The sequence below is a fragment of the Hymenobacter qilianensis genome (assembly GCF_014638675.1).
Classification (GTDB): Bacteria; Bacteroidota; Bacteroidia; order Cytophagales; family Hymenobacteraceae; genus Hymenobacter; species Hymenobacter qilianensis.
On sequence record NZ_BMFN01000001.1, the window covers coordinates 1,666,661 to 1,688,128 of the forward strand.

A 21,468-nucleotide genomic window follows, 5' to 3' on the forward strand; every position below is an offset into this window, starting at 1 on the left:
CGCTTCCCCTCATGAAATACAGCATCACTCCCGCCATTCTTGCCCTAACGCTGCTAGCTGCCTGTGGGCAGAAAGACCCGCAGGCTGAGTTGGCCGCGCTGAAAAAAGAACAGGCCGAAAACCAGGCTAAGATTGCCGCTCTGGAAGCCAAAGCTGGTCCGGCCGATAGTGCCGCTACTGCCGCCGCTGCGCAGATTGTGCCGGTATCCGTGCTAAACGTAAAACCCGCCGACTTTAAGAGCTACTTAGAGGTGCAGGGCCGCGTCGATTTCGACCAGAATGCCACCGTATCGGCCCGCTCAGGCGGCTCGCTCACTAGCCTGCGCGTACAGCGCGGCGACCAAGTCCGCAAAGGTCAGGTGCTCGCCACCATCGACGCTGGCGTACTCGAATCCAACATTGCCGAGTTGCGCACCCGCCTGGACTTGGCCCGTGTGGTGTACGAAAAGCAAAAGCGCCTCTGGGACCAGAAAATTGGAACCGAGATTCAGTTTTTGCAGGCTAAGAACAACTACGAAGCGCTGCAGCGCAACCTGAGCACCCTCGGCCGTCAGCGCGAGCTGTATAACGTAACGGCTCCTTTCGCAGGCACTGCCGATGAAGTTCTGCCAAAGCTGGGCGAAGTAGTAGCACCAGGTACGCCGGTGGTGCGCCTTGTGAGTGGTACGGGGGGCAAAATTCTGGCCGACGTGTCGGAAAGCTATTCGGGCAGCATCAAGGCCGGTGACAAGGCCGTAGTTGCCATTCCCGATTTGGGCAACCAAGAGTTCCCAGCTACCGTGCGTGTAGTGAGCAGTTCCATCAACCCTACGAGCCGCACTTTCACCACGGAGCTGCGCCTCGATAGCAAGTCGAAGCTACAGCTGCGCCCTAACATGGTAGCTACTGTGCGCATCCTGAACTACAACCGCCCCAACGCCACGGTAATTCCAGTGGATTTGGTGCAACGTGACGAGCAAAATAGTTATGTATATGTGGTGGAGCAAAAGGGCAGCCAGCCAGTGGCTCGCAAGCGCGTCATCAAGACCGGTGCCACTTATAATGGCGAAGTAGAAGTAACCAGCGGCCTGAGCGCCAATGATAAAGTTATTTCAGCGGGCTATCAGAATATCAACGAAGGACAGGTTGTAAGCCTGTAAGAAGTTAGGAGTTAAGCCATGCAGGACATCGAAAAAGAATTCAAGCCCACCAGTTGGTCTATTGATAATAAGACCAGCATTTATATTATCACGCTGCTGCTGTGCGTGGCTGGGGTGTTTGCCTATATCAAGCTAGGCAAGGAGAAGTTTCCGGATATCGTGATTCCGCGCATTATTGTAGCTACGGTATATCCCGGCACTTCCCCCACCGACATCGAGAACCTGGTAACGCGCCAGCTCGAGAAGGAAATCAAGTCGGTGAATGGAGTGAAGAAAATCAACTCTACTTCCAACCAGGACTACGCCATCGTAGACGTGGAGTTCAGCTCCGACGTGGACGTGCAGTACGCCAAGCAGCTCATCAAGGACGCCGTCGATAAGGCGTCTTCGGAACTGCCCAGTGACCTGCCCACGCCCCCCACGGTGCAGGAGGTTAACCTCTCCGAACTACCCATCATGAACATCAACCTGGCAGGTAATCTGTCAGTGATTCAGTTGAAGAAGTTCGCCGATGACTTCCAGGACAAGATTGAGGCGCTGCCCGAAATCACTCGTGTAGACATCGTTGGTGCCTTGGAGCAGCAGGTAAACGTAGACGTAGACCTGAACAAGCTCCGCGCTTCACGTCTGGGCTTTACAGACATTCAGCGGGCTATTGCCGGCGAGAACATCACTATATCAGGTGGTTCTATCGATGTAGGTAACCAGAAACGCGCGGTGCGTGTGGCTGGCCAATATGTGCGTGCCGCCGACATTGCCGACATTCAGATCAAAAACCTGAATGGTGCCGCTGTTCGCCTTGGCGACATCGCAACGGTAGAAGATGCCTTCAAGGAGCGCGAAAGCTACGCTCGCCTCGATGGCAAGCCTGCTATTACCTTGAACGTGGTAAAGCGCCAAGGCGAAAACCTGATTGATGCGTCCGACAAGATCAAGCAGATCATCGACGACTCGAAGAAGACGCTGCCCAAGGAACTGGACATCACCGTAACCGGCGACACGTCCAACGACACCCGCGTAACCCTACACGACCTGATCAACACCATCATTATCGGCTTCCTTTTGGTAACGCTGATTCTGATGTTCTTCATGGGAACCACCAACGCCTTATTCGTAGGCTTGTCGGTGCCGCTTTCCATGTTCCTGGCCTTCGTGCTGCTGCCGACCTTCGACTTCTCGCTGAACATGATTGTGCTGTTCGCCTTCCTGCTCGCGCTGGGCATTGTGGTGGACGACGCGATTGTGGTTATTGAAAACACGCACCGCCTGCTGCACGAGCACCCCGAGATGACCACCAAGCAGGCGGCCAAATACGCGGCTGGGGAGGTATTCGTGCCTGTGCTGGCTGGTACGCTGACCACGGTAGCGCCCTTCGTGCCGCTGCTGTTCTGGCCGGGCATCGTGGGTAGCTTTATGTTTTACCTGCCCGTTACGCTTATTCTGACGCTGATGGCCTCTCTTATCGTGGCCTTCATCATGAACCCGGTGTTTGCCGTGTCGTTCATGAAGCGCGAAGACCATCACAATGCCGAGCGGCCGAAGTTGGATAAGAACTTCCTGATAGGAATGGGTGTGTTGCTGCTCATCGCGATGATTGGTTACCTGATGGGCTCGCCTTTCGTGGGCAACCTGGTGATCACTGTTATCGTGCTCTGCTTCCTGAACAAGTTCGTGTTCGTACACATGATTGCGGGCTTCCAGACCAAGATTCTGCCCCGCTTCCAGAATGGCTACGCGAGCATTGTAACGTGGGCACTTCGCCATCCAGCGCTGGTAATGGGTAGTATGGTGGTGCTGTTTGTAGGCTCGTTCTTCGCTGTTGCCGCCCGCCAGCCTAAAGTTGACTTCTTCCCTAAAGGTGATCCTAAGTTCGTGTACACCTACCTGAAAATGCCAGTAGGCACGCGGGTAGAAGTTACTGACTCAGTGGCCCGCGAGCTGGAGAAGCGTATCTACGGTGTCATCGGTCGCAATAACCCCGACGTGGAATCGGTTATCTCAAACGTCGCTATAGGTGCCGGTGACCCCGGCGAAGCTACGGCTACGGGCGTATCGCAGTCGCACTTGGCTAAAGTAGGCGTGGCGTTCAAGGAGCTAAGCGAGCGCACGGGTCCGGCCACCTCTACTTACATGGACAAGATCCGGGAAGTGGTAAAAGGCATTCCCGGCACCGAGATTTCAGTTGACCAAGAAGCCAGCGGTCCGCCCACGGGCAAACCGATTGCCATTGAAGTGTCCGGCGATGACTATCCGGAGCTTGCTAAGCTTTCCAAGAAGGTGATCAGCTACCTCGACTCAGCCAACATTGGCGGTATCGAAGATTTACGCTCCAACCTGGAAGACCGCAACCCTGAAATTGCTGTGAACATCGACCGGGTGCGGGCCAACCGCGAAGGCATCAGCACCGCCCAGATCGGTATGGAAGTGCGGACGGCCATCTACGGCTACGAAGCCAGCAAATTCAAAACCGCTGACGACGATTACCCGATTCAGGTGCGCTACGCCAAGCCTTACCGCGAAGATGTGAACGCCATCCTGAACTCGCCGCTCACGTTCCGCGATGCTACTGGTCAGATCCGTCAGGTGCCGATTTCGTCGGTGGCTGAGGTGAAGTACGGCACTACCTATGGTGGAATTAAGCGCAAAGACGTGAAGCGTGTAATCACTATTTCGTCGAACGTACTCAACGGCTTCACCGGCCCCGACGTGGTGCGCGAGATTGAGACGGCGCTGAAAGCTTTCCCAACTCCCGCCGGCTATACCATTAAGATGGGTGGTGCGCAGGAAGATCAAAAAGAGACCAGCGACTTCCTCGGCATAGCTGCGGTGGGTGCTTTGGCCCTGATCTTTATTATTCTGGTAACGCAGTTCAACTCGGTGAGCAAGCCGATCATTATCCTGACGGAGGTAATCTTCTCCATCATCGGAGTAATGCTGGGCCTGGCTATTACGGGTATGAATGTGAGTATTGTAATGACTGGTGTAGGAATTATTGCCTTGGCTGGTATCGTGGTGAAAAACGGTATTCTACTGGTCGAATTCACGGATATGCTTCGTTCTCAGGGCATGCCGCTACGCGAAGCCATCGTTTTGGCAGGCCGCACGCGTCTGAATCCGGTAGTGCTGACGGCTACTGCGGCTATTCTAGGACTTATCCCACTTGCAATTGGCTTGAATATTGATTTCTATGAGATGTTCAACTCATTTGAGCCACACTTCTTCATCGGAGGCGAGTCGGTGGTGTTCTGGGGACCACTAGCCTGGACCATAATTTTCGGTCTTAGCTTTGCAACCATTATCACCCTGGTGGTAGTCCCTGTGATGTATTTGATCAACGAACGACTCCGGGCTAAGATTACCGGAAACGACCCTGATGCCCCAGTAACGCCCCCCGCCGACGCGGAAGAAATTCGCGCCACTCGCCCACCTGTTTTAGCTGAAGCTTAAACTTTGAGACACGAGAACTGAGAAGTGAGACGTTAGAGCAGCCGCCCTGGTAAACTAAATCTCACTTCTCAGGTCTTACAGTCTTCTTTCTGTATACCTCCCCTTTTTATGATTTCCTCATCTACCTCTGTCCCTTCTACCATTGAGCAGCAAGTGCTGCGCATCATCAGCAAGCGTAAGGCTATTAAGCCCACGCGCCTGCGTATCGGCAGCAACCTGAGTCGTGAGCTTGGCTTCGACACGGTTGATGTAGTAGATATTATCCTTGAACTCGAGCGCAGCTTCAAAATCACTATTCCCGATGAAGTGCCCCTAAGCACCGTAGGCGATTTTGTAAGCTACGTAGCCTCCCACACGCCCGAAATTCGGCAGGTAGCGTAGGTTGATAGTTTTACTAATGGCATAAAAAAGCCCCCCAGCCTGAGCTGGGGGGCTTTTTTATGTGCTCTAACATTGACCGTCATGCAGAGCGGAGCGAAGCATCTCGCTTGCTGATGTGAGGTTAGTAATCAGACTAAACACGCGAGATGCTTCGCTTTGCTCTGCATGACGTGCTAGCGCACATTGCCGCCCGTATCGTTCGAGCTATCGTTGCGCGTGCGGCTGCCGTCGGTGTTGTAGGTATCATCGGCGTGAGGCCGCACATTGGTTTTTGGCTCGGTGTCGTTCGGACCCGTCAGGCTGGGATTGGGGTTGCTACTATCGGGCGAAGAAATGCCTGAATCAGTGTTCGATTGGTGGTGGCTGGAACCAGCCGCTGGATGGTTTAAATCAACGGTGCCCATACGCTTCGCCGACTCTGGCGCTTCCACACCGTGATCCAGAGTATGGTCGGGTGAGGTCTGGGGGGCATTTTGCGGCTTCGGGCCCGATTCGGCTGTGGTGCCATCCGTAGACGTCAGGGACACGGCAGCGCCGGAAGGGCTATCTACCGGACCGTTGGTACTGGCCATTGCGCCGCTGGTGTGGACCACCGTCGGCCGCGAGTGCTCCCACGCTACGAAGTGGTCCATTTCTTCTTTCAATTTGGTAGTAAACCAAGCCAGCAGGGCCACGTCATCGAGCAAGCCAATCACGGGTATAAAGTCCGGAATCAGGTCGATAGGGCTCAGGAAGTAGATGAGCACTGCCACCGCCGCCACGATAGTAGGTGTAGGTACGCCTGTGTACTCGCCCGATACGGAGGTACGCACCAACCGGAACAGCACCTGCAAGCTTTCCCAGGCCTCGTGAGCAAGCGTACCTAAGTCGTTTTTCTCGCTGGCTTTCTGGTAGGCATCATTCAGAAGCTGTTTGATGCGCAGGGGCTTTTTCAGGTATTCTTCGGCCTTGCCGAGGAAGGTTTTGAAGAGGGGAGAAGAGGCGATATTCTCGCCTTTGGGGTTCGGAGTATTCATAGGAAAGCGAAGTTGAGAGTAAACTGCTGCCAATCCGCATTGGGTTGGCGCTTGCCTGTTCTATACTGTAACTGCTCAAAATGGTTTTGGCTCAGCACCTCAACAGTAATCCACAAAAAAAGCCCCGTTCCGAAGAGCAGGGCTTAATGTCTGGAAAACGGTTGGCGGCCAGTTAATTGGTTTCAACGCGACCAGCGGCGTAGAAGTTTCGATTATAATAGCCTTGTTGTAAGGAACTTATAGTTACGCCTTTACTGGTAGCGGAGTGGGCAAATTTGCCATCTTTCAGATAAATACCAACGTGATAGATAGGCTGGCCGGGCCCGCGACGGAAGAATACCAAGTCACCTTCCTCCATCTCCGTCTTGCTGATGCGCTTCACGTTCTGAAACATGGAGCGCGAGCTGCGCTGAAGGGTAATGCCGTAAACTTCTTGAAAAACACGGCTTACAAAGCCGGAGCAATCGGTGCCGCGGCGGGTACTGCTGCCGTAGCGGTAAGGGGTACCGAGCCAATCGGTGACGGTGCGGAGCAGGGCTTTATTCTCGTCGAAATCAAGCTTCAGCCCGAGGGTCTGGGCGTAATAGTTATAAGCCAGCGAGTCGCGGGAATTAGCTGTGGTGTGGTCGTCGGCATAAGGAGCCGGCATATCCGGTGTCCAGGAGGGGAAAAGGGAGGCTTCGGCTATGACTGGGGCCGAAGCAGCACTGTTTTCAGCAGGTGTGCGGTCGTAGAAGAAGGAAAGCGTGAGTGAGGCAGCGGCGAGGCAATAGAGAAGGCTATGTTTCATTGTCCGTCGTAAGGGAGCAAAATCGATTTTCGGGCGTAGCCGCAAGCGGCCAAAAGGTGGGTCGTATGAGCAAAAAACCGGACTATTTATCCAAGAAAAAAAGTGATAAAAAAGCGGTGGTATGGGGGCTAAAACCGACCGTTTGTAGCGAGCCCCATAGGTTAAAGCTAAGCCATAAAAATTTGGGCATCCAAGTTTTACCCCTTAATTGGGCAAATAAACTTATTATAGTATAAATTTATAATAGTAAAATTATAGCTTAACCATGGCTATAACCTCAACGTTTGGCGTATACTACGCCGCCCAAATCATCCCCCATGAAGCCGCCCCGAATTATTGAGAATTCGCCCTTCGCTCGCATTGCCCGCATCGTTCTGCAATCGCGGAGTGTGGCTATGGTTTTGGGCAACAGTATTCACCTCAGTGGAGCTACCCGCGAGCAGTTTTTGCAGGATCCTTATTGGGTAGCGCACGAGATGTGCCACATCCGCCAGTTTCGGGAGCACGGCCCCGCCAAGTTCCTGTGGAAGTACCTGGTCGAATCGGCACGGGTAGGGTACTTCAACAATAAGTTTGAGGCCGAAGCCCGCCTTGCTGGTCGCCTCGATGCCCACCTTTACGCCGGCAACCGCCCCCTGCCCGACCCTGAGCAGATGCACAAAGGTGCCCGCGGATAGGCAGCCGCTTTATACTAGTGAGAGGGTGGGGGCTTTTTTCTGGATTTGGAGAGCCTCAGCGCCATGCAGCACTACTGCACGCTATAGTGCGGCAAGTCGGCCACCGTCCGCAACTAAGGTGGTGCCGTTGATAAAGCTGGAATCGGCGGCAGCCAGAAAGCAGATGGCGGCGGCCAGCTCTTCGGGGCTGCCTACCTGGCCGGTTATCTTCTCACGGCCGCTTTTCACGTTGGGGTTTTCCCAGAGCATAGGCGTATCGACGGCGCCGGGCGCCACGGCATTGATACGGGTTTGGGTATGCGCAATTTCCTGGCTGAGGCCGCGCACAAAGGCTTCCATAGCGCCCTTGCTGGTAGCGTAAGGCACCACGTTGGCCGTGGTTTGGTGGGCATGCACGGAGCTGACCGTCACAATGCTGCCGTGCTTCATATGTGGCAAGCAGAGCTGGCAGAGTCGAAACAGGGCCCGCATATTCACGTTCATGAGTGTATCCCACTCCTTGGGGGGCAAATCTACCAAGGGCACGTAGGTCATGGCGGCGGCATTGTTGATCAGCACATCTACTCGGTTCCAGCGCGCCAGGGTTTTGCGAACCGCAGCTTGCAGATGAGCATCTTTGCCCACGTCGGTCCGCACAAAAAGCGCCTCGCCCCCGTCCGCTTTTATTTGGCGTACCACCTCGCGGCCCTCCTCGGCATTGCGGCCCAGCACCGCCACGCAGCCGCCCTCACGCCCAAGCTGCACGGCCACCGCGCGTCCGATACCGGATGTGGCTCCCGTCACAATGCAAACTTTATTCTCGAACCGTTTTGACATATACGCTGAGCTGGGGGGCTTTTTTGACAGGAGAAAATAAAAAAGAGGTAGCTGCCTTTCGCGAAGGAAAAGCGACAACCTCTCCTAATTGTTCAGCTTAGATGCGCTCTAACTTACTGACGACTACGAAAGAAAGTTGGGAACGGGCCGCCGGAAAAAGTATGGCTTATTCGCAACCCGGCTCCAAGGAAATACGATATAGACCTAGTGTAACCTGCCGGTTACATGTAATTATTCGTTCTATTACCCTCACCACTACTATGGAAAACAAGCCAAATCAACCCAACCCCGGATCTACTCCTTCTTCTACTGGCGCAAACGCTGGTGCTTCTTCCCAGAAATCTACTTCGACTCCAGGCTCAGCTACCAAAGCATCGGGCGCTGCGGGCTCAGCCAGCACTGCAAGCGGCAGCTCGAATGAGCAAAATCGTCAGAACGACAGCAGCAATCAGGACCAAAACCGCGAGCAAGGCGGAGCCGGTGGCGCTGTAAAAAACTGGGTGGATCAGCTGGGCTTAAATGACACGCTCAACCAGCTTCCCCAGTCGGTAAAAGACCTCAGCAGCAAGGCTACCAGCCAGTTTGGCAAGCTGACTACTACCCAGCAAATTGTAGGTGGTGCGCTGCTTATTGGTGGCTTAAGCTGGCTGGCGTTGCGCTCTAAGAGCAGCGACAAAGGCTACAAGTCTTACAAAGGCAAGAGCGGCAAAAAAGACAAATCTGGTTACCGCGGCAACGTAAGTTCAGAGTCGGGTAAATACGGCTCTACTGGTAGCTATGGCTCCAGCAGCTACGGCGCAGGCGGCAGCTATGGCTCGGGCAGCAGCTACGGCTCCTCCGACTCCGACAAATCGAAGTCGGGTTACCGTCCGGCCCCAAGCAGCGGCAGCAGCTACCGTTCAGGCAGCAGCAGTGGCAGCGACTACGGCTCCTCTTCGGGCAGCCAGTCAGGCTACCGCGGTGGCATGGGCAGCAGCTCATCCAGTTCCTCCGACTACGATAGCAGCCTGTAAGCTGTAAGTAAAAAGCCCCTAGGGGACAAAAAAAGCCAGACGTTCTCACGTCTGGCTTTTTTTGTCCCCTAGGGGCTTTTTCAAAAAGTCTCGAAGCAACAAACCACTCGTTTTTCATTGAAAGGAAAGGCTGAAAAGGTTGATTAGTAGGTGATTAAAACAAATTAATCTCAACCATTCAGCTGTTGCGCGGTTGTAGAATCTCACCGCATTTAACTTCCCACATTCATCTATGAAAAAGAAACAGATCATCCTTCACGCAATTGCTCTCCTTGGTTTAGCTGGCGTTGCCTCGGCCCAAACGATGACTCCAGCTCCGGCGGCTACAGCCACCTCCACTGCTGCCTCCACTAATAAGGACCTGGCCGGCAGTGCGGCTCTCTCAACCGAGCATACGACTTTGTTAACGGCCCTAAAAGCGGCAGGCTTAGCCGAGCAGGCCAAAGCAAAGGGCCCATTTACCGTATTTGCCCCCGATAATGCAGCTTTCGCCAAGCTGCCAGCCGGTACGGTAGATAATCTGCTTAAGCCAGCCAATAAAAAGCAACTCAGCAAAATCCTGACGTATCATGTGGTGCCCGGCAACGTGATGGCGGCTGATCTGAAGGATGGCCAAACCATCAAAACGGTGCAGGGCGAGTCGCTGACCGTGAGCCTGGAGGGCGGCACCGTCACGATTCGCGATGCCAAAGGCGGTTCGGCTACAGTAACCACGCCCGATATCAAAGCCACCAACGGTACCGTACATTCCATCGATGCCGTCTTGATGCCCGCTAAGTAGGCGCTCTATATAGAAAGTAAAAGGGGTCTGCTTCATGGAAGCAGACCCCTTTTTAGTAATGCTGGCGCACGATTAGCCGTTGTGCAATCTGGGAGAAAGGCTTTGGAACGCCGGTTGGTTGTATTTTTACAATTCACTAGCCGAACGAATCTGCCGGTATTAGTGCTTATTCGTTTACGTTTTCGAATCCTTATGTCCGCTGCCGATTCTGCTACTGCCCTGCTTGCCCAACACGGACTGCGCCAAACGCCCGTGCGTCAGGCTGTGTTGCGGGCGTTCCTGGCAAAAACATACGCCCAGTCCAGCCATGATCTGGAGCAAAGCCTGGATTCCAACACCGATCGTATCACCTTATATAGAACCCTTAAAACCTTTGAGGAAAAAGGGCTGATTCATCGCGTTATCGACAACACCGATATTCTGCGCTATGCACTTTGCTCGCGCGAATGTGCCCGCCACGCGCACACCGATGATCATGTGCACTTTAAGTGCTCTGCCTGTCAGCATACCTATTGCCTCAACCAGGTAGCTATTCCGGCTGTAGCGCTGCCGGGGGGCTTTCAGGCAGCATCGCGGGAGTATCTGATGACGGGCGTTTGTCAGCAGTGTCAGCCAATGAGCGCTGCATCTGCTTGCTGATAAGTGAAAAAAGCCCCCCGCAGCCCAAATGCTATCTTGGTAAAAGCTTTCCTACAGCGTTTGTTATTTAACTCATCTGAGGTGATGCATCCCGCCGTATTACCTGATCAGTTTTACATAGTATCGCTATTTATAAGGTCAGCTTAACCCTCCCTGCATTTGCTATGCCCTATTTGCCTGTGCCGTTACCCGCCTTATCTGACCCAAGCGACCTGCTTCACACGCTTCTGGACATATCCCTTACGGCTGTCAATGTGCTTTCCCCGGTGTATAAAGCGGGCAGCAATGAAATAATAGATTTTACTATTGACTATATCAATCCGGCCGGACAGCGCATGGTGGGGCCGCTCGAACGGCCCTATGGTACCGTTGGGGAACGCTTCCCCGCTTCGCTACCTACTGGGGTTCTTGCTTTCTACCAACAGGTATTTGCAAGTGGCAAACCCGACCAGTATAAGTTGAACTACCAAGCCGACGGGCTTGATAACTACTTTCATCTGGCCGCCCAGCGCAGTGGTGAGCTGTTGGTAGTAAGCTTCACCGATACCGCCGATCAGGACCGGAGCACCGTAGAGCTTTCCCTACGCGCGAGTCAGCTAAGGGAGCGGGAAGGGCTGGCCCACGTCGAAATGCATCGCCAGCAACTGGACACGTTGTTTAGCCAAGCCCCGGCCTGTATTGCCCGACTCTCAGGTCCGACTCACATTTTTACCATCGCCAATCCGCTCTACCACCAACTTTTTGGTGGGCGACAACTGCTGGGTAAAACCATACGAGAGGCATTGCCAGAACTGGAAAGCGAGCCATTCTTTGGCTTTCTCGACGAAGTTTATCGTACCGGCGAGACTTTCTACGGTAGTGAAATACCTTTCTATTTCTCCCAATCTGCTAGCGAACAGGTTAATCCACGTTATTTCAACTTTATCAACCAAGCTACCCGCGATGCCACGGGTACCATTGATGGCATTCTGGTTTTTGCCTACGAGGTGAGCGAGCTGGTGCAGACGCGCCGGCAAATGGAACAGGATGAAGCGAAGTTGCAGGAGCTAAATCAGCAGCTGGCAGCTACAAATCTGGAGTTAGTGGCCGCTAAGCATCAATCGGAAGTTGCCCAAGCCGAAACCGATCTTGAGCGCCAGCAACTACACAATATTTTTATGCAGGCACCGGCCATGATCTGCATATTTGAGGGGCCTGAGCATCGGTTTCGGCTCGTTAATCCTCATTACCAGAAACTTGTTGGCGAGCGTCCATTGCTAGGGCGGGTTATCCGCGAGGCTATGCCAGAACTAGCCGGGCAAGCAATCTTTGGCTTGCTCGATAAGGTTTATCGTACCGGGGAAACATTCTACGCGCATGAAATGCTGGTACAGCTCGACCATGCCAACACGGGCACCTATGACCTGGGAGAGAATTACTACAACTTTATTTATCAGGCTACCCGCAATCTGGCTGGCCAGATCAATGGCATCCTTGTGTTTGCTTACGAGGTTACAGCGCAAGTAAAAGCCCGCCAACAGGTGGAACGGAGCCGCCAGCTAGTGCAGAATCTGAATGAGGAGCTAGCAGCTGCGAACGAAGAACTGCAGGCCGCAAATGAGGAATTCTTGACTAACAACGCCGAGCTATCCCGTACGCAACACCAGCTCGAACAGCTTAATACGGAGTTGGAAGGGCGGGTAAAAAGGCGCACAAACGAATTGCAGCGTGCCCAAGCCGAAACGGAACGGCAGCGTCTGCGCTTGGAGCGGCTGTTTATGCAGGCTCCCGCCGCTATTTGCATCCTCAGCGGCCCTGATCTGGTTTTTGAATTGGTTAACCCTAGTTACCAGCAGCTATTTCCTAACCGTCGGCTTTTAGGCCGGTCCATTTATGAAGCATTATCAGAAATAAAGAATAATCGGGTGGCCGAAACGTTTCGTCGCATATACGAATTGGGAGGCACACACGAGGAGCAAGCCTTGCTCATTCCTTTCGCACGGACTGATGATGGCATATTGGAGGACCGTTATTTCAACTTTATCCAACAAGCCCGCTACAATGAGCGCGGCGAGGTGGATGGCGTGCTGGTATTTGCCTTTGAGGTAACAGAGCAGGTGGAAGCCCGCAAAGCCAGTGAGGCCAGCACTGAGAAGCTGCGCCTCGTTACCGATTCTCTTCCTGTACTTATTGGCTATTTAGATCGGGAAGAGAAATACCAGTTTACCAATGAGGCTTATAAAGCCTGGTTTAATCAACCCCCCGAAGCTTTATTAGGCCGGGCCGTTCGCGATATAATAGGAGAAAATGCCTACAGAGGTGTAAAAGGATATATCGAGCGGGCACTGGCTGGGGAACGCCTGGATTTTGAGGCCAAAATGCCGTACCGGGAGAATTTTGTCAAGCATATTCGGACTAGCTACGTGCCTGATATTCAATCGGGTAAGGTGGTCGGATTCTACACCATGGTCACCGACATCACAGAGTCGGTGGAGGCGCGACAAGTGATAGAAGACGGCAGACAGCAGGCGCAGGCAATGGCGCAAGAATTGGCTACAACCAACTCGGAGCTGAGCAGCATCAACGACCAGCTCCGGCGCACAAACGTGGATCTGGACAACTTCATTTATACTGCCTCGCACGACCTGAAAGCTCCTATTACCAATATCGAGGGGCTGCTACATGCGCTGCAACAACAATTGCCCTCCAGCAGTCAGGAGGGCGACGTGAACTTTATTCTGTCGATGATGCATGGTGCAGTGGACCGTTTCAAAACCACCATCGACCACCTGACTGATGTTTCGAAGCTGCAAAAGGAGCACGACCAGCCCACTATAACCGTTAATTTATCTGAAGTTATTGAAGGTGTACGCCTCGATCTGATACCTCTGATGGAGCAAGCGCAGGCGCAGCTGGAAGTGGATGTGGAGACGTGCCCCACACTTTCCTTCTCAAAGAAAAATCTACGCTCGATAGTGTATAATCTGTTGAGTAATGCCTTTAAATACCGCCACCCCGACCGTCCGGCCCTCGTGCGGATTAACTGCCATACGGAGGCCGAGTATGATGTTTTAGAGGTGCAAGACAATGGTCTGGGCCTCGACCTGACGCGGGAGCGCCAACTGTTTACCATGTTTCAGCGCTACCACACCCACGTAGAGGGCTCAGGCATTGGGCTGTACATGGTCAAGAAAATAATTGAGAACGCGGGGGGCAAAATTGAGGTAGAAAGCCAGCTTGGCGTAGGCTCTACCTTCCGCGTTTACTTCCGGCTCTGATTTCCAGACTCGTTATAGCGCAACTAAAAAAGTGTTGTAAGAAAAAAGGCCCCAAAAGAGCATCTGCGACTTCTGGGGCCTTTTTCAATGAAGAGCCTCTTATTGGACTCGAACCAACGACCTGCTCATTACGAATGAGCTGCTCTACCAACTGAGCTAAAGAGGCGTCTGCTGAACACTAACTGCTCAGGCCAACAAAGATAGGCAGGCGCCGGAAACTAGTGCAAGGCTGGGGGCCTTTTTTCTAACCTTAACCGCTAACTAGAGCCAGGCAACGTGCCGTAGCGCTTATGCGTTTGGGAGAAAGCGTCCGGCCCAAATAGCCGGATTTAGCTTCAATTTGAACCACCTGCCAAATGAAATCTGCTACTGTATTGCGCGCCTTGGGTAATGGCTTCGCGGGCGCGGTTGTGCTAACCGCCGTACACGAAACCGTCCGTCATATTATACCCGAAACTGCTCCGCGCATGGATGTGCTGGGGATGCGCGGCCTGCGAAAGCTGCTAGGCAAAGCAAATGCCCCCCAGCCCGACCATGACACCTTATTTAACCTAACCATGGCTGGCGACTTGCTTTCCAACGGTCTGTACTACAGCTTGGTAGGTGCTGGCAAAAACGCCTGGCAACGCGGTATTGTGCTTGGCTTGACGGCTGGTATAGGTGGGGTAGTGCTTCCCGGCCCGATGGGCCTGGGCGAGGCTCCCAGCAACCGCACCCCGCAAACCAAGCTGATGACGGTAGCCTGGTACCTGATCGGAGGACTGGCCGCGGCGGGCGCGGCGCGAGCAACACGCAAGCGCCGAAAGTAGCCGTTGGGCCTAGCAATGCTCAGGGTAGTGCGTCCACGTAATCGGACGTGCTACCTTTGCCGCTGCTATGGTAAAACAGCTTCGCAAATTATTGGTCCAGGCTCTCGGCTTCGAGCGCTACATCCGCTTCGTGAGCCGCGTGTATCTGGGGTTGGTGAGCGCGGGCTGGGGCCGGGCGAAATATCCTGAGCTGTTTTTTCTGGAGAAGATTATTCGCCCTGGTTTCGTGTGCCTAGACATTGGCGCTAACCTGGGCTATTACTCCGTGGCGTTGTCGCGCTTGGTAGGAGCGGAGGGGCAGGTGTTAGCCGTAGAGCCCATCCCGGATTTTCAAAAAATCTGGCGAGATAATGTGCGCCTGAGTGGCCACAACAACCTGACGTTGCTGCCCTACGCACTTGGGGGGCAAAATACCACCGTGCAAATGGGTACGCCCGAGCGCGACGGTCTGCTTCACCACGGCATGACCAAGGTAGCAGCCTCCAACCCCAACGAAACCTACGCCCGCACCTACGAGGTGCCCATGCGCGTGCCCGACGAGCTACTAGCCGATTTGCCTCGCCTGGATTTTGTCAAATGCGACGTGGAAGGCTTCGAGCACGAAGTGTTTCGTCATCTACAAGCCACCTTGCGCCGCTTTAGGCCACTTATCCAAACAGAGTTGAATGGTCTGGAGAACCGGCAGGCGGTCGTTATTTTGCTGGCGGAGTTGGGCTATAAACCATTTATGCTTTCGCCGCGTTCTGAACTTGTACCCTGCTCGGCTGAACAACTTACCAGCGCCGTCACGGCCGATTTTTACTTTCAACCCGTTTCCCCGCCTTCCCGCCCATGACCAAGTTCCTCCTAACCCTGCTCATCATTTCGCTGCTCGTGCGCTTCGTGCTGCCCGTGGTGCTGCGTTTGGTGGTAGGAATGTTCATCAAAAAGCAAGTTCGTCGCTATGGTCAGCAGTTTGGCCAAGCGCCTCCTTTCGGACAAGATTCGCCCTTTGGCCCGCCGCCCGGCCCTGCTCCGGCTCCCGGCCAAGTGCGCGTAGAGTATGTGCCACCCCAGCCCAAAGCCCGCGCAGATACCAAGTTCAATGGCGGTGACTACGTGGAATACGAGGAAGTAAAATAAGCTCTCATCAGAAATGCCCCCCAAGCGCATGGTTTAGAAACCGGGCGGCTGGGGGGCATTTCTGTGCCCGCTAAAATCGTTAGGCTATAACAGCGTACTTCCTGGAATAAAATAAACGGCCTACCTTCGGCGTGCTTTACCGGGCCCTGGGGGGCTTTTTGGCCGTTAATCGACTCTTCTTTTTGCTGATGACTACTGTTTCTCCCGTTGCCGTGCCCTTGTGGCGGCGGATGTTGCCTCACCTGCTGGCCGTGTTGTTTTTCCTGGCGCTGGTTTTCGTTTACTTCTCGCCCTTAGTGCTGGATGATCAAACGCTTTCTCAGCACGACATCGTGCAGTTCAGAGGCGGCTCGCAGGAAGCGGCCACTTATCGGGCCGAAACCGGTGAGGAAGCCCTCTGGACCAACTCTATGTTCTCCGGGATGCCTACTTACCTCATCAGCACCCGCTTCCCCGGCGATTTATCGGTGTATATACACCAGATTTTTACCCTGAATATGCCGGCGGTGGTAGCCAACTTGTTTCTGGCGCTGCTTTGTGGCTATATCCTGTTTATAACGTTGGGAGTGCGGCCTTTAGTGGCGGTAGTGGGCGCTATTGCGTTGGGCTTTACCAGCTACAACCTCGTTATTCTGGCTGCTGGGCACAATACCAAGTCGTTGTCTATTGCGTACGCGCCGCTGGTGCTGGCGGGGCTGCTAGTCACATTTCGACGCAACCGCTGGCTCGGTGCGGCTTTGTTTGCCCTGGGCCTAACCATGAATGTGCGCTCCAATCACCTCCAAATCACGTATTATCTGCTGTTGCTGGTGTTGGTGTTCGGCATTGTTGAGCTGATTTATGCCTTCCGCGAAAAGCGCTTACCGGACTTCCTCGGTCGGACGGCGCTCTTAGGTGCCGCCGCCTTATTAGCCGTTGGGGTCAGCTTCGGGCGCCTCTACGTAACGGCCGAATACGGCAAATACTCCATCCGCGGCCGCTCCGAACTCACCACGCCTTCACCCGGCGCGCCAGCCGCGGCCGCTTCTGATGATGTTCCCGGCGGCTCCGGCCTCGACCGCGACTATGCTTTTAATTGGAGCTACGGGGTGGGCGAGACTATTACCTTGCTCATTCCCAATTACTTCGGCGGCGCCAGCCAAGGGGCGCTAAGCGAAAGCTCGGCTACCGGCAAAGCCCTCACCCAACTCGGTGTACCCCCCGTCCAACTCCGCGATTATTTAAGCCAACTTCCCCTTTATTGGGGCGACCAGCCCAGCACCAGCGGCCCCGTGTATGTGGGCGCGGTGGTCTGCCTGCTGTTTGTGCTGGGTCTGTTTGTGGCCGACCGTCGCCTACGCACCTGGCTATTGATCGGTACGATTTTGTCCATTGTGCTGGCCTGGGGCAAGAACTTCGAGACCTTCAACAACCTCATGTTCGACTACTTCCCCGGCTACAACAAGTTCCGGTCGGTGTCGATGGCATTGGTAATTGCCCAGCTCACCATGCCTTTGCTGGCCATATTGGCCTTGGCCCGCGTGCTGCGCGCTCACCGCACGGCTTCGGCGCCAGTAGCTGGCCACCCAGCTCTCACGCTTCCAGCCGCCGACTCCGCCGAAACCACCGGCCTCAAGCGCAAGCTGCTGTATGCCGTTGCTGGTACCGCTGGTTTGTGCATCCTGGCTTGGCTGCTCAGCTTAGGCGCTGATTATGCGTCTCCTATCGATGCGCAATTGCAGCAAAGCGGCTTTCCGCTCGATGCCATTCGCGAAGACCGCGCTAGCCTGCTCCGCGCCGATGTGCTACGCTCGTTGTTCTTTATTCTGGCTGCGGGGGGCGTTTTGTACTTCTTTTTGCAACGCAAGCTTTCCGCTACAGCCGCGGCCGCAGTTATGGCTGGGCTCACCCTCGTCGACCTGTGGGCGGTTGATAAGCGTTACCTCAACGACTCCAACTTTCAGCGTGAAACCGTGACGCAGCAGTTTGTGCCAACGCCTCAGGACCAGCAAATTCTGCAGGATAAGGACCTGAGCTACCGTGTACTGAATCTGAACAACCCATTCAACGAAGCCAACACTTCTTACTTTCACAAGAGCATCGGTGGCTATCACGGCGCTAAGCTGCGCCGCTACCAGGATCTGATTGAGCGCCAGATTTCGCAGAATAACACGCAGGTGCTCAATATGCTGAACACCCGTTACCTAATTACGCCCCCCAACCCGCAAGCCAATCAGCCCTCACAGGTACAGCGCAATCCGGCGGCGCTGGGCAATGCCTGGTTTGTCAGCGAAATTCAGAAAGTACAGAGCCCCGACCAGGAAATTGCGGCACTCAGCAACTTCAATCCGGCCACCACGGCCGTCGTGGATGCCTCCAAGTTTCCGCTCCCAAAAACCACCTACAACGCCGCTGGCTCCACCATCCGCCTCACCAACTATTCGCCGGATGCGCTAAAGTATCAGGCCAATGCTGCTCAGGACGGCTTCGTCGTGTTCTCCGAAATCTATTATAAGGACGGCTGGAACGCCTACATCGACGGCAAGCTGGTGCCGCACCTGCGGGCCAACTACGTGCTGCGCGCCCTGCCCGTGCCCGCCGGTCAGCATACCATTGAGTTCAAATTTGAGCCCCAGTCCTACACTATCGGCAACACCGTGTCGCTGGTGTCGTCCATCATCCTGATTCTGGGGTTGATAGGTGTGGCTTTTTATATCTGGAAAAAGCGGCCGGTGCTGGCTGATCAGGATTTGGTGACGGCGTAATACTTGCCAAAGAATCTCGCAGCTAAGCTCAGCTGGGTGTAATTGCCGCATGACAACACCAATTCCGCTGGTTCTGCAGGAGCTAAACGAGCCCGCCGCACACCGCTGTGGCATTCGCTTAATCTTGCTGCGCGATGATTTAACGCACGCCGAGCTGCCGGGAAATAAGTGGCGTAAGCTCAATTACAACTTGCTGGAAGCCCGCGCCCAGGGCCACCACACGTTGCTTACCTTCGGGGGGGCTTTTTCCAATCATCTGGCGGCCGTGGCGGCTGCGGGTCGGTTATATGGCTTCCGCACCATCGGCATAGTGCGGGGCGAGCCCACGATTCCTCTGAATCCGACGCTCGCCCAGGCCGCAGCCGATGGCATGAGCTTGCGCTACCTCGACCGTGACACGTACCGTCAGAAGCAGGAAGCGGCATTTCAGGCTGAGCTACTCCAGCAGACAGGTCCGGCTTATATACTGCCCGAGGGCGGCACGAATGAGCTGGCTCTGCGCGGTTGCGCTGAATTGGTGACGGAGCTGAGCGCCCAAACTTCCTTCGACACGCTGTGCGTAGCCTGTGGCACCGGCGGCACGCTGGGGGGCTTTTTAACAGCGCTGAAGCCCCAGCAGCAAGCCGTAGGTGTGGCCGCCCTCAAGAATGGCGGTTTTCTGCAAGATGATATCCACGCGTTAATAACGGCCGCCGGGCAAATAATCACGGCTCCATGGTCGGTCCAAACGCAGTATCATTTTGGGGGTTACGCCAGGTTTTCACCCGAGCTGATGACATTTATCCAGCAGTTTCAACAGCGCCACAAGGTATTGCTCGACCCAATCTACACGGGTAAGCTGCTGTACGGCATCCTGGATTTGCTGCGGCAAGATTATTTCGCGCCTGGTAGCACCGTAGTGGCCGTGCATACGGGCGGCCTGCAAGCCTGGGCTGGGTTTCGGGCCCGATTTGAAAGGCGCAGTGTATGGTGGCCGAAAGTTGTCCGGCCAGGGGGAGCAGCTTCCGGTGCGGTGAATTAAAAGCAAGCAAATATTTGTTGTAACTCAACAGTGCTACATAGAAGCTGGGAACGTATTCAGACCAGCTGTTATCCTTGTCTTCTGCCCACCGTTTTCCCTTCCTGAATGATTCGCTTGCTCCGCCGCTTATTACCGTTATTGTTTTTGGTGGGGTTAGGCTGGTTTTTGTGGGAAAAAGTGCAGCCCACGCTGGCCGAGCTGCAAAACCCGTTGCGGCCCACTCCCCAAATCACCGTGACTCATAACACGGTGCTAACCAAGGTAGAAAGCCTGGGCCGCATGGAGCTGGTGCGCTTTCGCTTCAAGGATGTGGTGGAATACCGCAAAAGCACTTATCGTTTCCTGCCTGATTCCAAAGTAGCTATTATCGTAGCTGGTGAGGCAGTTGGCTGCCTCGACATGACCAAAGTGCGCGCCCAGGATGTGGTGTTTGAGGGCGACTCCATTATAAGAGTGGCATTGCCCGCGCCTGAGCTGTGCACCTGGCGCGTCGACCATAGCCAAAGCAAAGTATACAGCACCGAAAACTCGTTTTTTCAGGATGCCGAGCTTATCGATGAAGGTTACCGCTACGCCGAGCGCAACGTGCGCCAAACTGCTTTGCAATCGGGTATTCTGCCCCAGACCACTCGGAATGCAGAGAAAATATTGCGGCCCATGCTCGAAACCATGACGGGCCGCCGCGTAATACTGACCCAGCAAATGGCCCCGCCGCAGCGGCCGGCCAAGAGGTGAAGTGGTAAAATGGTGAGTTCGAAGTTTTGTTTGGCTGCACCATTAACGCAGAGTGCGCCTTAAGTGCCTCAAAATCACCACTTAACCACTTCTCCTCTTTTCTGCATAACCCGACCCGCGTGCAGCCGCTCAGGCACCTGCTCCAGAATCAGCTGACGCAAATTGCTGAGCAGTTGGGTGCGCACGAAGCCATGATGCACTACTAGGCTTACTTCGCGCACCGGTTCCGGAGCCTCGAAGCGCTTTACCATGGGGTTCTCCTCGGCCTCTTCCAGCACCGACAGCTCGGGAACCAATGTATAGCCATTGTTGCGACGAACTAACTCTTTTAACGTCTCGATGGAGCCGCTTTCGTAGCTGTAAGTGTGCACGCCAGCCGGCGGCGCGCAGATAGTGAGTACCTGGTTGCGAAAGCAATGTCCTTGCTGCAGTAGCCACAAACCGGCCCCCGAAAGATCGGTGGGGCGCAGGGTGGCGTGCGCATACAGCGGGTGCGATGCCGATACATAACCCAAAAAAGGCTCTTCCAGCAGCGGCACTTCGCGGAGCTGCGCATCGTTGAGGGGCGTGATAAGCAGCCCTATGTCAAGCTGGTGCGCTTTGAGCTGGCGCACCAATTCTTCGGACTGTAGTTCCTCCACGCGTACCCGCAGCTGCGGATGGCGTTCAGCCAATGGCACCAAAAACAAGGGCACCAGGTAGGGAGCCAGCGTGGGAATAATGCCGAGCCGCACTTCGCCAATCAGCTCACCCTTTTCCACCTCTACCACTTCGCGCAGTAGCTGCACTTCGCGGAGCACCTGGCGCGCCTGCTGTATTACCTTAACGCCCACAGCAGTTGGCTCTAAGCGTTTTTTCTTGCGGTCAAACAGCATCACGCCCAGTTCCTCTTCCAGCTTTTGGAGCTGCATACTCAAGGCTGGCTGCGTTACATGGCAGTGGTGGGCGGCGCCCACAAACTGCCGGTGCGTGTCGAGCGCGATAAGATATTCAAGCTGTTGGAGATTCACGATGTAAAGCTAAACTATAAGCGTTGCTGATACTGTTATCAAAACAAATGATTTGATTTATACTTGCACTA

At 54.5% G+C, this 21,468-nt stretch carries 18 protein-coding genes and 1 tRNA gene; 14 read left to right on the forward strand and 5 right to left on the reverse strand.

Going from position 1 to position 21,468, the window contains the following annotated elements; translation table 11 throughout:
* Positions 1–11 precede the first annotated feature (11 nt).
* The 3 genes from IEW06_RS07075 to IEW06_RS07085 all read left to right on the forward strand — a co-directional run bounded on the left by IEW06_RS07075 (position 12) and on the right by IEW06_RS07085 (position 4,967).
* The gene (locus IEW06_RS07075) at positions 12–1,139 is read left to right on the forward strand and encodes an efflux RND transporter periplasmic adaptor subunit (protein ID WP_187733298.1); all 1,128 of its coding nucleotides are present in this window, start codon (positions 12–14) and stop codon (positions 1,137–1,139) included.
* Between the two features lie 18 nt (positions 1,140–1,157).
* Positions 1,158–4,586 (forward strand): efflux RND transporter permease subunit, encoded by a 3,429-nt coding sequence (locus tag IEW06_RS07080; RefSeq protein WP_188547814.1) that lies wholly within the window; start codon positions 1,158–1,160, stop codon positions 4,584–4,586.
* Positions 4,587–4,694: 108 nt separating this feature from the next.
* Positions 4,695–4,967 (forward strand): acyl carrier protein, encoded by a 273-nt coding sequence (locus IEW06_RS07085; protein ID WP_187733297.1) that lies wholly within the window; start codon positions 4,695–4,697, stop codon positions 4,965–4,967.
* A 173-nt stretch (positions 4,968–5,140) separates the two neighbouring features.
* Here IEW06_RS07085 and IEW06_RS20985 read toward each other — a convergent pair whose 3' ends face one another.
* Entirely contained in the window at positions 5,141–5,983 is an 843-nt protein-coding gene (locus tag IEW06_RS20985) for a DUF1232 domain-containing protein (RefSeq protein ID WP_373285342.1), read from the reverse strand.
* Positions 5,984–6,155: 172 nt separating this feature from the next.
* Positions 6,156–6,773, reverse strand: a complete 618-nt coding sequence (locus IEW06_RS07095) for a C40 family peptidase (protein ID WP_187733295.1) — start codon at positions 6,771–6,773, stop codon at positions 6,156–6,158.
* A gap of 317 nt (positions 6,774–7,090) precedes the next feature.
* Here IEW06_RS07095 and IEW06_RS07100 point away from each other — a divergent pair, with 317 nt between their 5' ends.
* Positions 7,091–7,450 (forward strand): hypothetical protein, encoded by a 360-nt coding sequence (locus tag IEW06_RS07100; protein ID WP_187733294.1) that lies wholly within the window; start codon positions 7,091–7,093, stop codon positions 7,448–7,450.
* A gap of 81 nt (positions 7,451–7,531) precedes the next feature.
* Here the strand turns inward: IEW06_RS07100 and IEW06_RS07105 are convergent, their stop codons facing one another.
* The gene (locus IEW06_RS07105) at positions 7,532–8,266 is read right to left on the reverse strand and encodes an SDR family NAD(P)-dependent oxidoreductase (RefSeq protein WP_188547816.1); all 735 of its coding nucleotides are present in this window, start codon (positions 8,264–8,266) and stop codon (positions 7,532–7,534) included.
* Between the two features lie 260 nt (positions 8,267–8,526).
* On the opposite strand from IEW06_RS07105, the gene IEW06_RS07110 reads away from it, so the two are divergent.
* The 4 genes from IEW06_RS07110 to IEW06_RS07125 all read left to right on the forward strand — a co-directional run bounded on the left by IEW06_RS07110 (position 8,527) and on the right by IEW06_RS07125 (position 13,956).
* Entirely contained in the window at positions 8,527–9,279 is a 753-nt protein-coding gene (locus tag IEW06_RS07110) for a hypothetical protein (RefSeq protein WP_187733293.1), read from the forward strand.
* Between the two features lie 232 nt (positions 9,280–9,511).
* On the forward strand, positions 9,512–10,060 hold the full coding sequence (locus IEW06_RS07115) for a fasciclin domain-containing protein (RefSeq protein WP_187733292.1): 549 nt from the start codon (positions 9,512–9,514) through the stop codon (positions 10,058–10,060).
* 192 nt (positions 10,061–10,252) lie between these two features.
* Positions 10,253–10,699, forward strand: a complete 447-nt coding sequence (locus tag IEW06_RS07120) for a Fur family transcriptional regulator (RefSeq protein WP_187733291.1) — start codon at positions 10,253–10,255, stop codon at positions 10,697–10,699.
* A gap of 164 nt (positions 10,700–10,863) precedes the next feature.
* Positions 10,864–13,956, forward strand: coding sequence for a PAS domain-containing protein (locus tag IEW06_RS07125; RefSeq protein WP_223284742.1), 3,093 nt, complete (start codon positions 10,864–10,866; stop codon positions 13,954–13,956).
* Between the two features lie 93 nt (positions 13,957–14,049).
* Here the strand turns inward: IEW06_RS07125 and IEW06_RS07130 are convergent.
* Positions 14,050–14,122, reverse strand: a tRNA-Thr gene (locus tag IEW06_RS07130).
* Between the two features lie 190 nt (positions 14,123–14,312).
* On the opposite strand from IEW06_RS07130, the gene IEW06_RS07135 reads away from it, so the two are divergent.
* The 6 genes from IEW06_RS07135 to IEW06_RS07160 all read left to right on the forward strand — a co-directional run bounded on the left by IEW06_RS07135 (position 14,313) and on the right by IEW06_RS07160 (position 20,387).
* Positions 14,313–14,765 (forward strand): hypothetical protein, encoded by a 453-nt coding sequence (locus tag IEW06_RS07135; RefSeq protein ID WP_187733290.1) that lies wholly within the window; start codon positions 14,313–14,315, stop codon positions 14,763–14,765.
* 67 nt (positions 14,766–14,832) lie between these two features.
* Positions 14,833–15,600 (forward strand): FkbM family methyltransferase, encoded by a 768-nt coding sequence (locus IEW06_RS07140; RefSeq protein WP_187733289.1) that lies wholly within the window; start codon positions 14,833–14,835, stop codon positions 15,598–15,600.
* Positions 15,597–15,887, forward strand: a complete 291-nt coding sequence (locus IEW06_RS07145) for a DUF4834 family protein (RefSeq protein WP_187733288.1) — start codon at positions 15,597–15,599, stop codon at positions 15,885–15,887. The genes IEW06_RS07140 and IEW06_RS07145 overlap by 4 nt, the downstream gene beginning before the upstream one ends.
* Positions 15,888–16,075: 188 nt before the next feature.
* Positions 16,076–18,631: a YfhO family protein gene (locus tag IEW06_RS07150; RefSeq protein WP_187733287.1), complete on the forward strand. Its 2,556-nt coding sequence runs from the start codon at positions 16,076–16,078 to the stop codon at positions 18,629–18,631.
* Positions 18,632–18,680: 49 nt separating this feature from the next.
* Positions 18,681–19,652 (forward strand): 1-aminocyclopropane-1-carboxylate deaminase/D-cysteine desulfhydrase, encoded by a 972-nt coding sequence (locus tag IEW06_RS07155; RefSeq protein ID WP_188547818.1) that lies wholly within the window; start codon positions 18,681–18,683, stop codon positions 19,650–19,652.
* 105 nt (positions 19,653–19,757) lie between these two features.
* Positions 19,758–20,387 (forward strand): DUF4230 domain-containing protein, encoded by a 630-nt coding sequence (locus IEW06_RS07160; protein ID WP_187733286.1) that lies wholly within the window; start codon positions 19,758–19,760, stop codon positions 20,385–20,387.
* A gap of 74 nt (positions 20,388–20,461) precedes the next feature.
* Here IEW06_RS07160 and IEW06_RS07165 read toward each other — a convergent pair whose 3' ends face one another.
* On the reverse strand, positions 20,462–21,397 hold the full coding sequence (locus IEW06_RS07165; protein ID WP_187733285.1) for a hydrogen peroxide-inducible genes activator: 936 nt from the start codon (positions 21,395–21,397) through the stop codon (positions 20,462–20,464).
* Between the last annotated feature and the right edge of the window lie 71 nt (positions 21,398–21,468).

What these genes read in the sequence shown, in the direction of transcription:
- IEW06_RS07110 (WP_187733293.1), top strand. Translation starts at nt 8,527, where the DNA reads ATGGAAAACAAGCCAAATCAACCCAACCCCGGATCTACTCCTTCTTCT.
- IEW06_RS07150 (WP_187733287.1), top strand. Translation starts at nt 16,076, where the DNA reads ATGACTACTGTTTCTCCCGTTGCCGTGCCCTTGTGGCGGCGGATGTTG.
- IEW06_RS07125 (WP_223284742.1), top strand. Translation starts at nt 10,864, where the DNA reads ATGCCCTATTTGCCTGTGCCGTTACCCGCCTTATCTGACCCAAGCGAC.
- IEW06_RS20985 (WP_373285342.1), bottom strand. Translation starts at nt 5,983, where the DNA reads ATGAATACTCCGAACCCCAAAGGCGAGAATATCGCCTCTTCTCCCCTC.
- IEW06_RS07115 (WP_187733292.1), top strand. Translation starts at nt 9,512, where the DNA reads ATGAAAAAGAAACAGATCATCCTTCACGCAATTGCTCTCCTTGGTTTA.
- IEW06_RS07085 (WP_187733297.1), top strand. Translation starts at nt 4,695, where the DNA reads ATGATTTCCTCATCTACCTCTGTCCCTTCTACCATTGAGCAGCAAGTG.
- IEW06_RS07100 (WP_187733294.1), top strand. Translation starts at nt 7,091, where the DNA reads ATGAAGCCGCCCCGAATTATTGAGAATTCGCCCTTCGCTCGCATTGCC.
- IEW06_RS07080 (WP_188547814.1), top strand. Translation starts at nt 1,158, where the DNA reads ATGCAGGACATCGAAAAAGAATTCAAGCCCACCAGTTGGTCTATTGAT.
- IEW06_RS07075 (WP_187733298.1), top strand. Translation starts at nt 12, where the DNA reads ATGAAATACAGCATCACTCCCGCCATTCTTGCCCTAACGCTGCTAGCT.
- IEW06_RS07095 (WP_187733295.1), bottom strand. Translation starts at nt 6,773, where the DNA reads ATGAAACATAGCCTTCTCTATTGCCTCGCCGCTGCCTCACTCACGCTT.
- IEW06_RS07145 (WP_187733288.1), top strand. Translation starts at nt 15,597, where the DNA reads ATGACCAAGTTCCTCCTAACCCTGCTCATCATTTCGCTGCTCGTGCGC.
- IEW06_RS07160 (WP_187733286.1), top strand. Translation starts at nt 19,758, where the DNA reads ATGATTCGCTTGCTCCGCCGCTTATTACCGTTATTGTTTTTGGTGGGG.
- IEW06_RS07140 (WP_187733289.1), top strand. Translation starts at nt 14,833, where the DNA reads ATGGTAAAACAGCTTCGCAAATTATTGGTCCAGGCTCTCGGCTTCGAG.
- IEW06_RS07105 (WP_188547816.1), bottom strand. Translation starts at nt 8,266, where the DNA reads ATGTCAAAACGGTTCGAGAATAAAGTTTGCATTGTGACGGGAGCCACA.
- IEW06_RS07155 (WP_188547818.1), top strand. Translation starts at nt 18,681, where the DNA reads ATGACAACACCAATTCCGCTGGTTCTGCAGGAGCTAAACGAGCCCGCC.
- IEW06_RS07135 (WP_187733290.1), top strand. Translation starts at nt 14,313, where the DNA reads ATGAAATCTGCTACTGTATTGCGCGCCTTGGGTAATGGCTTCGCGGGC.
- IEW06_RS07120 (WP_187733291.1), top strand. Translation starts at nt 10,253, where the DNA reads ATGTCCGCTGCCGATTCTGCTACTGCCCTGCTTGCCCAACACGGACTG.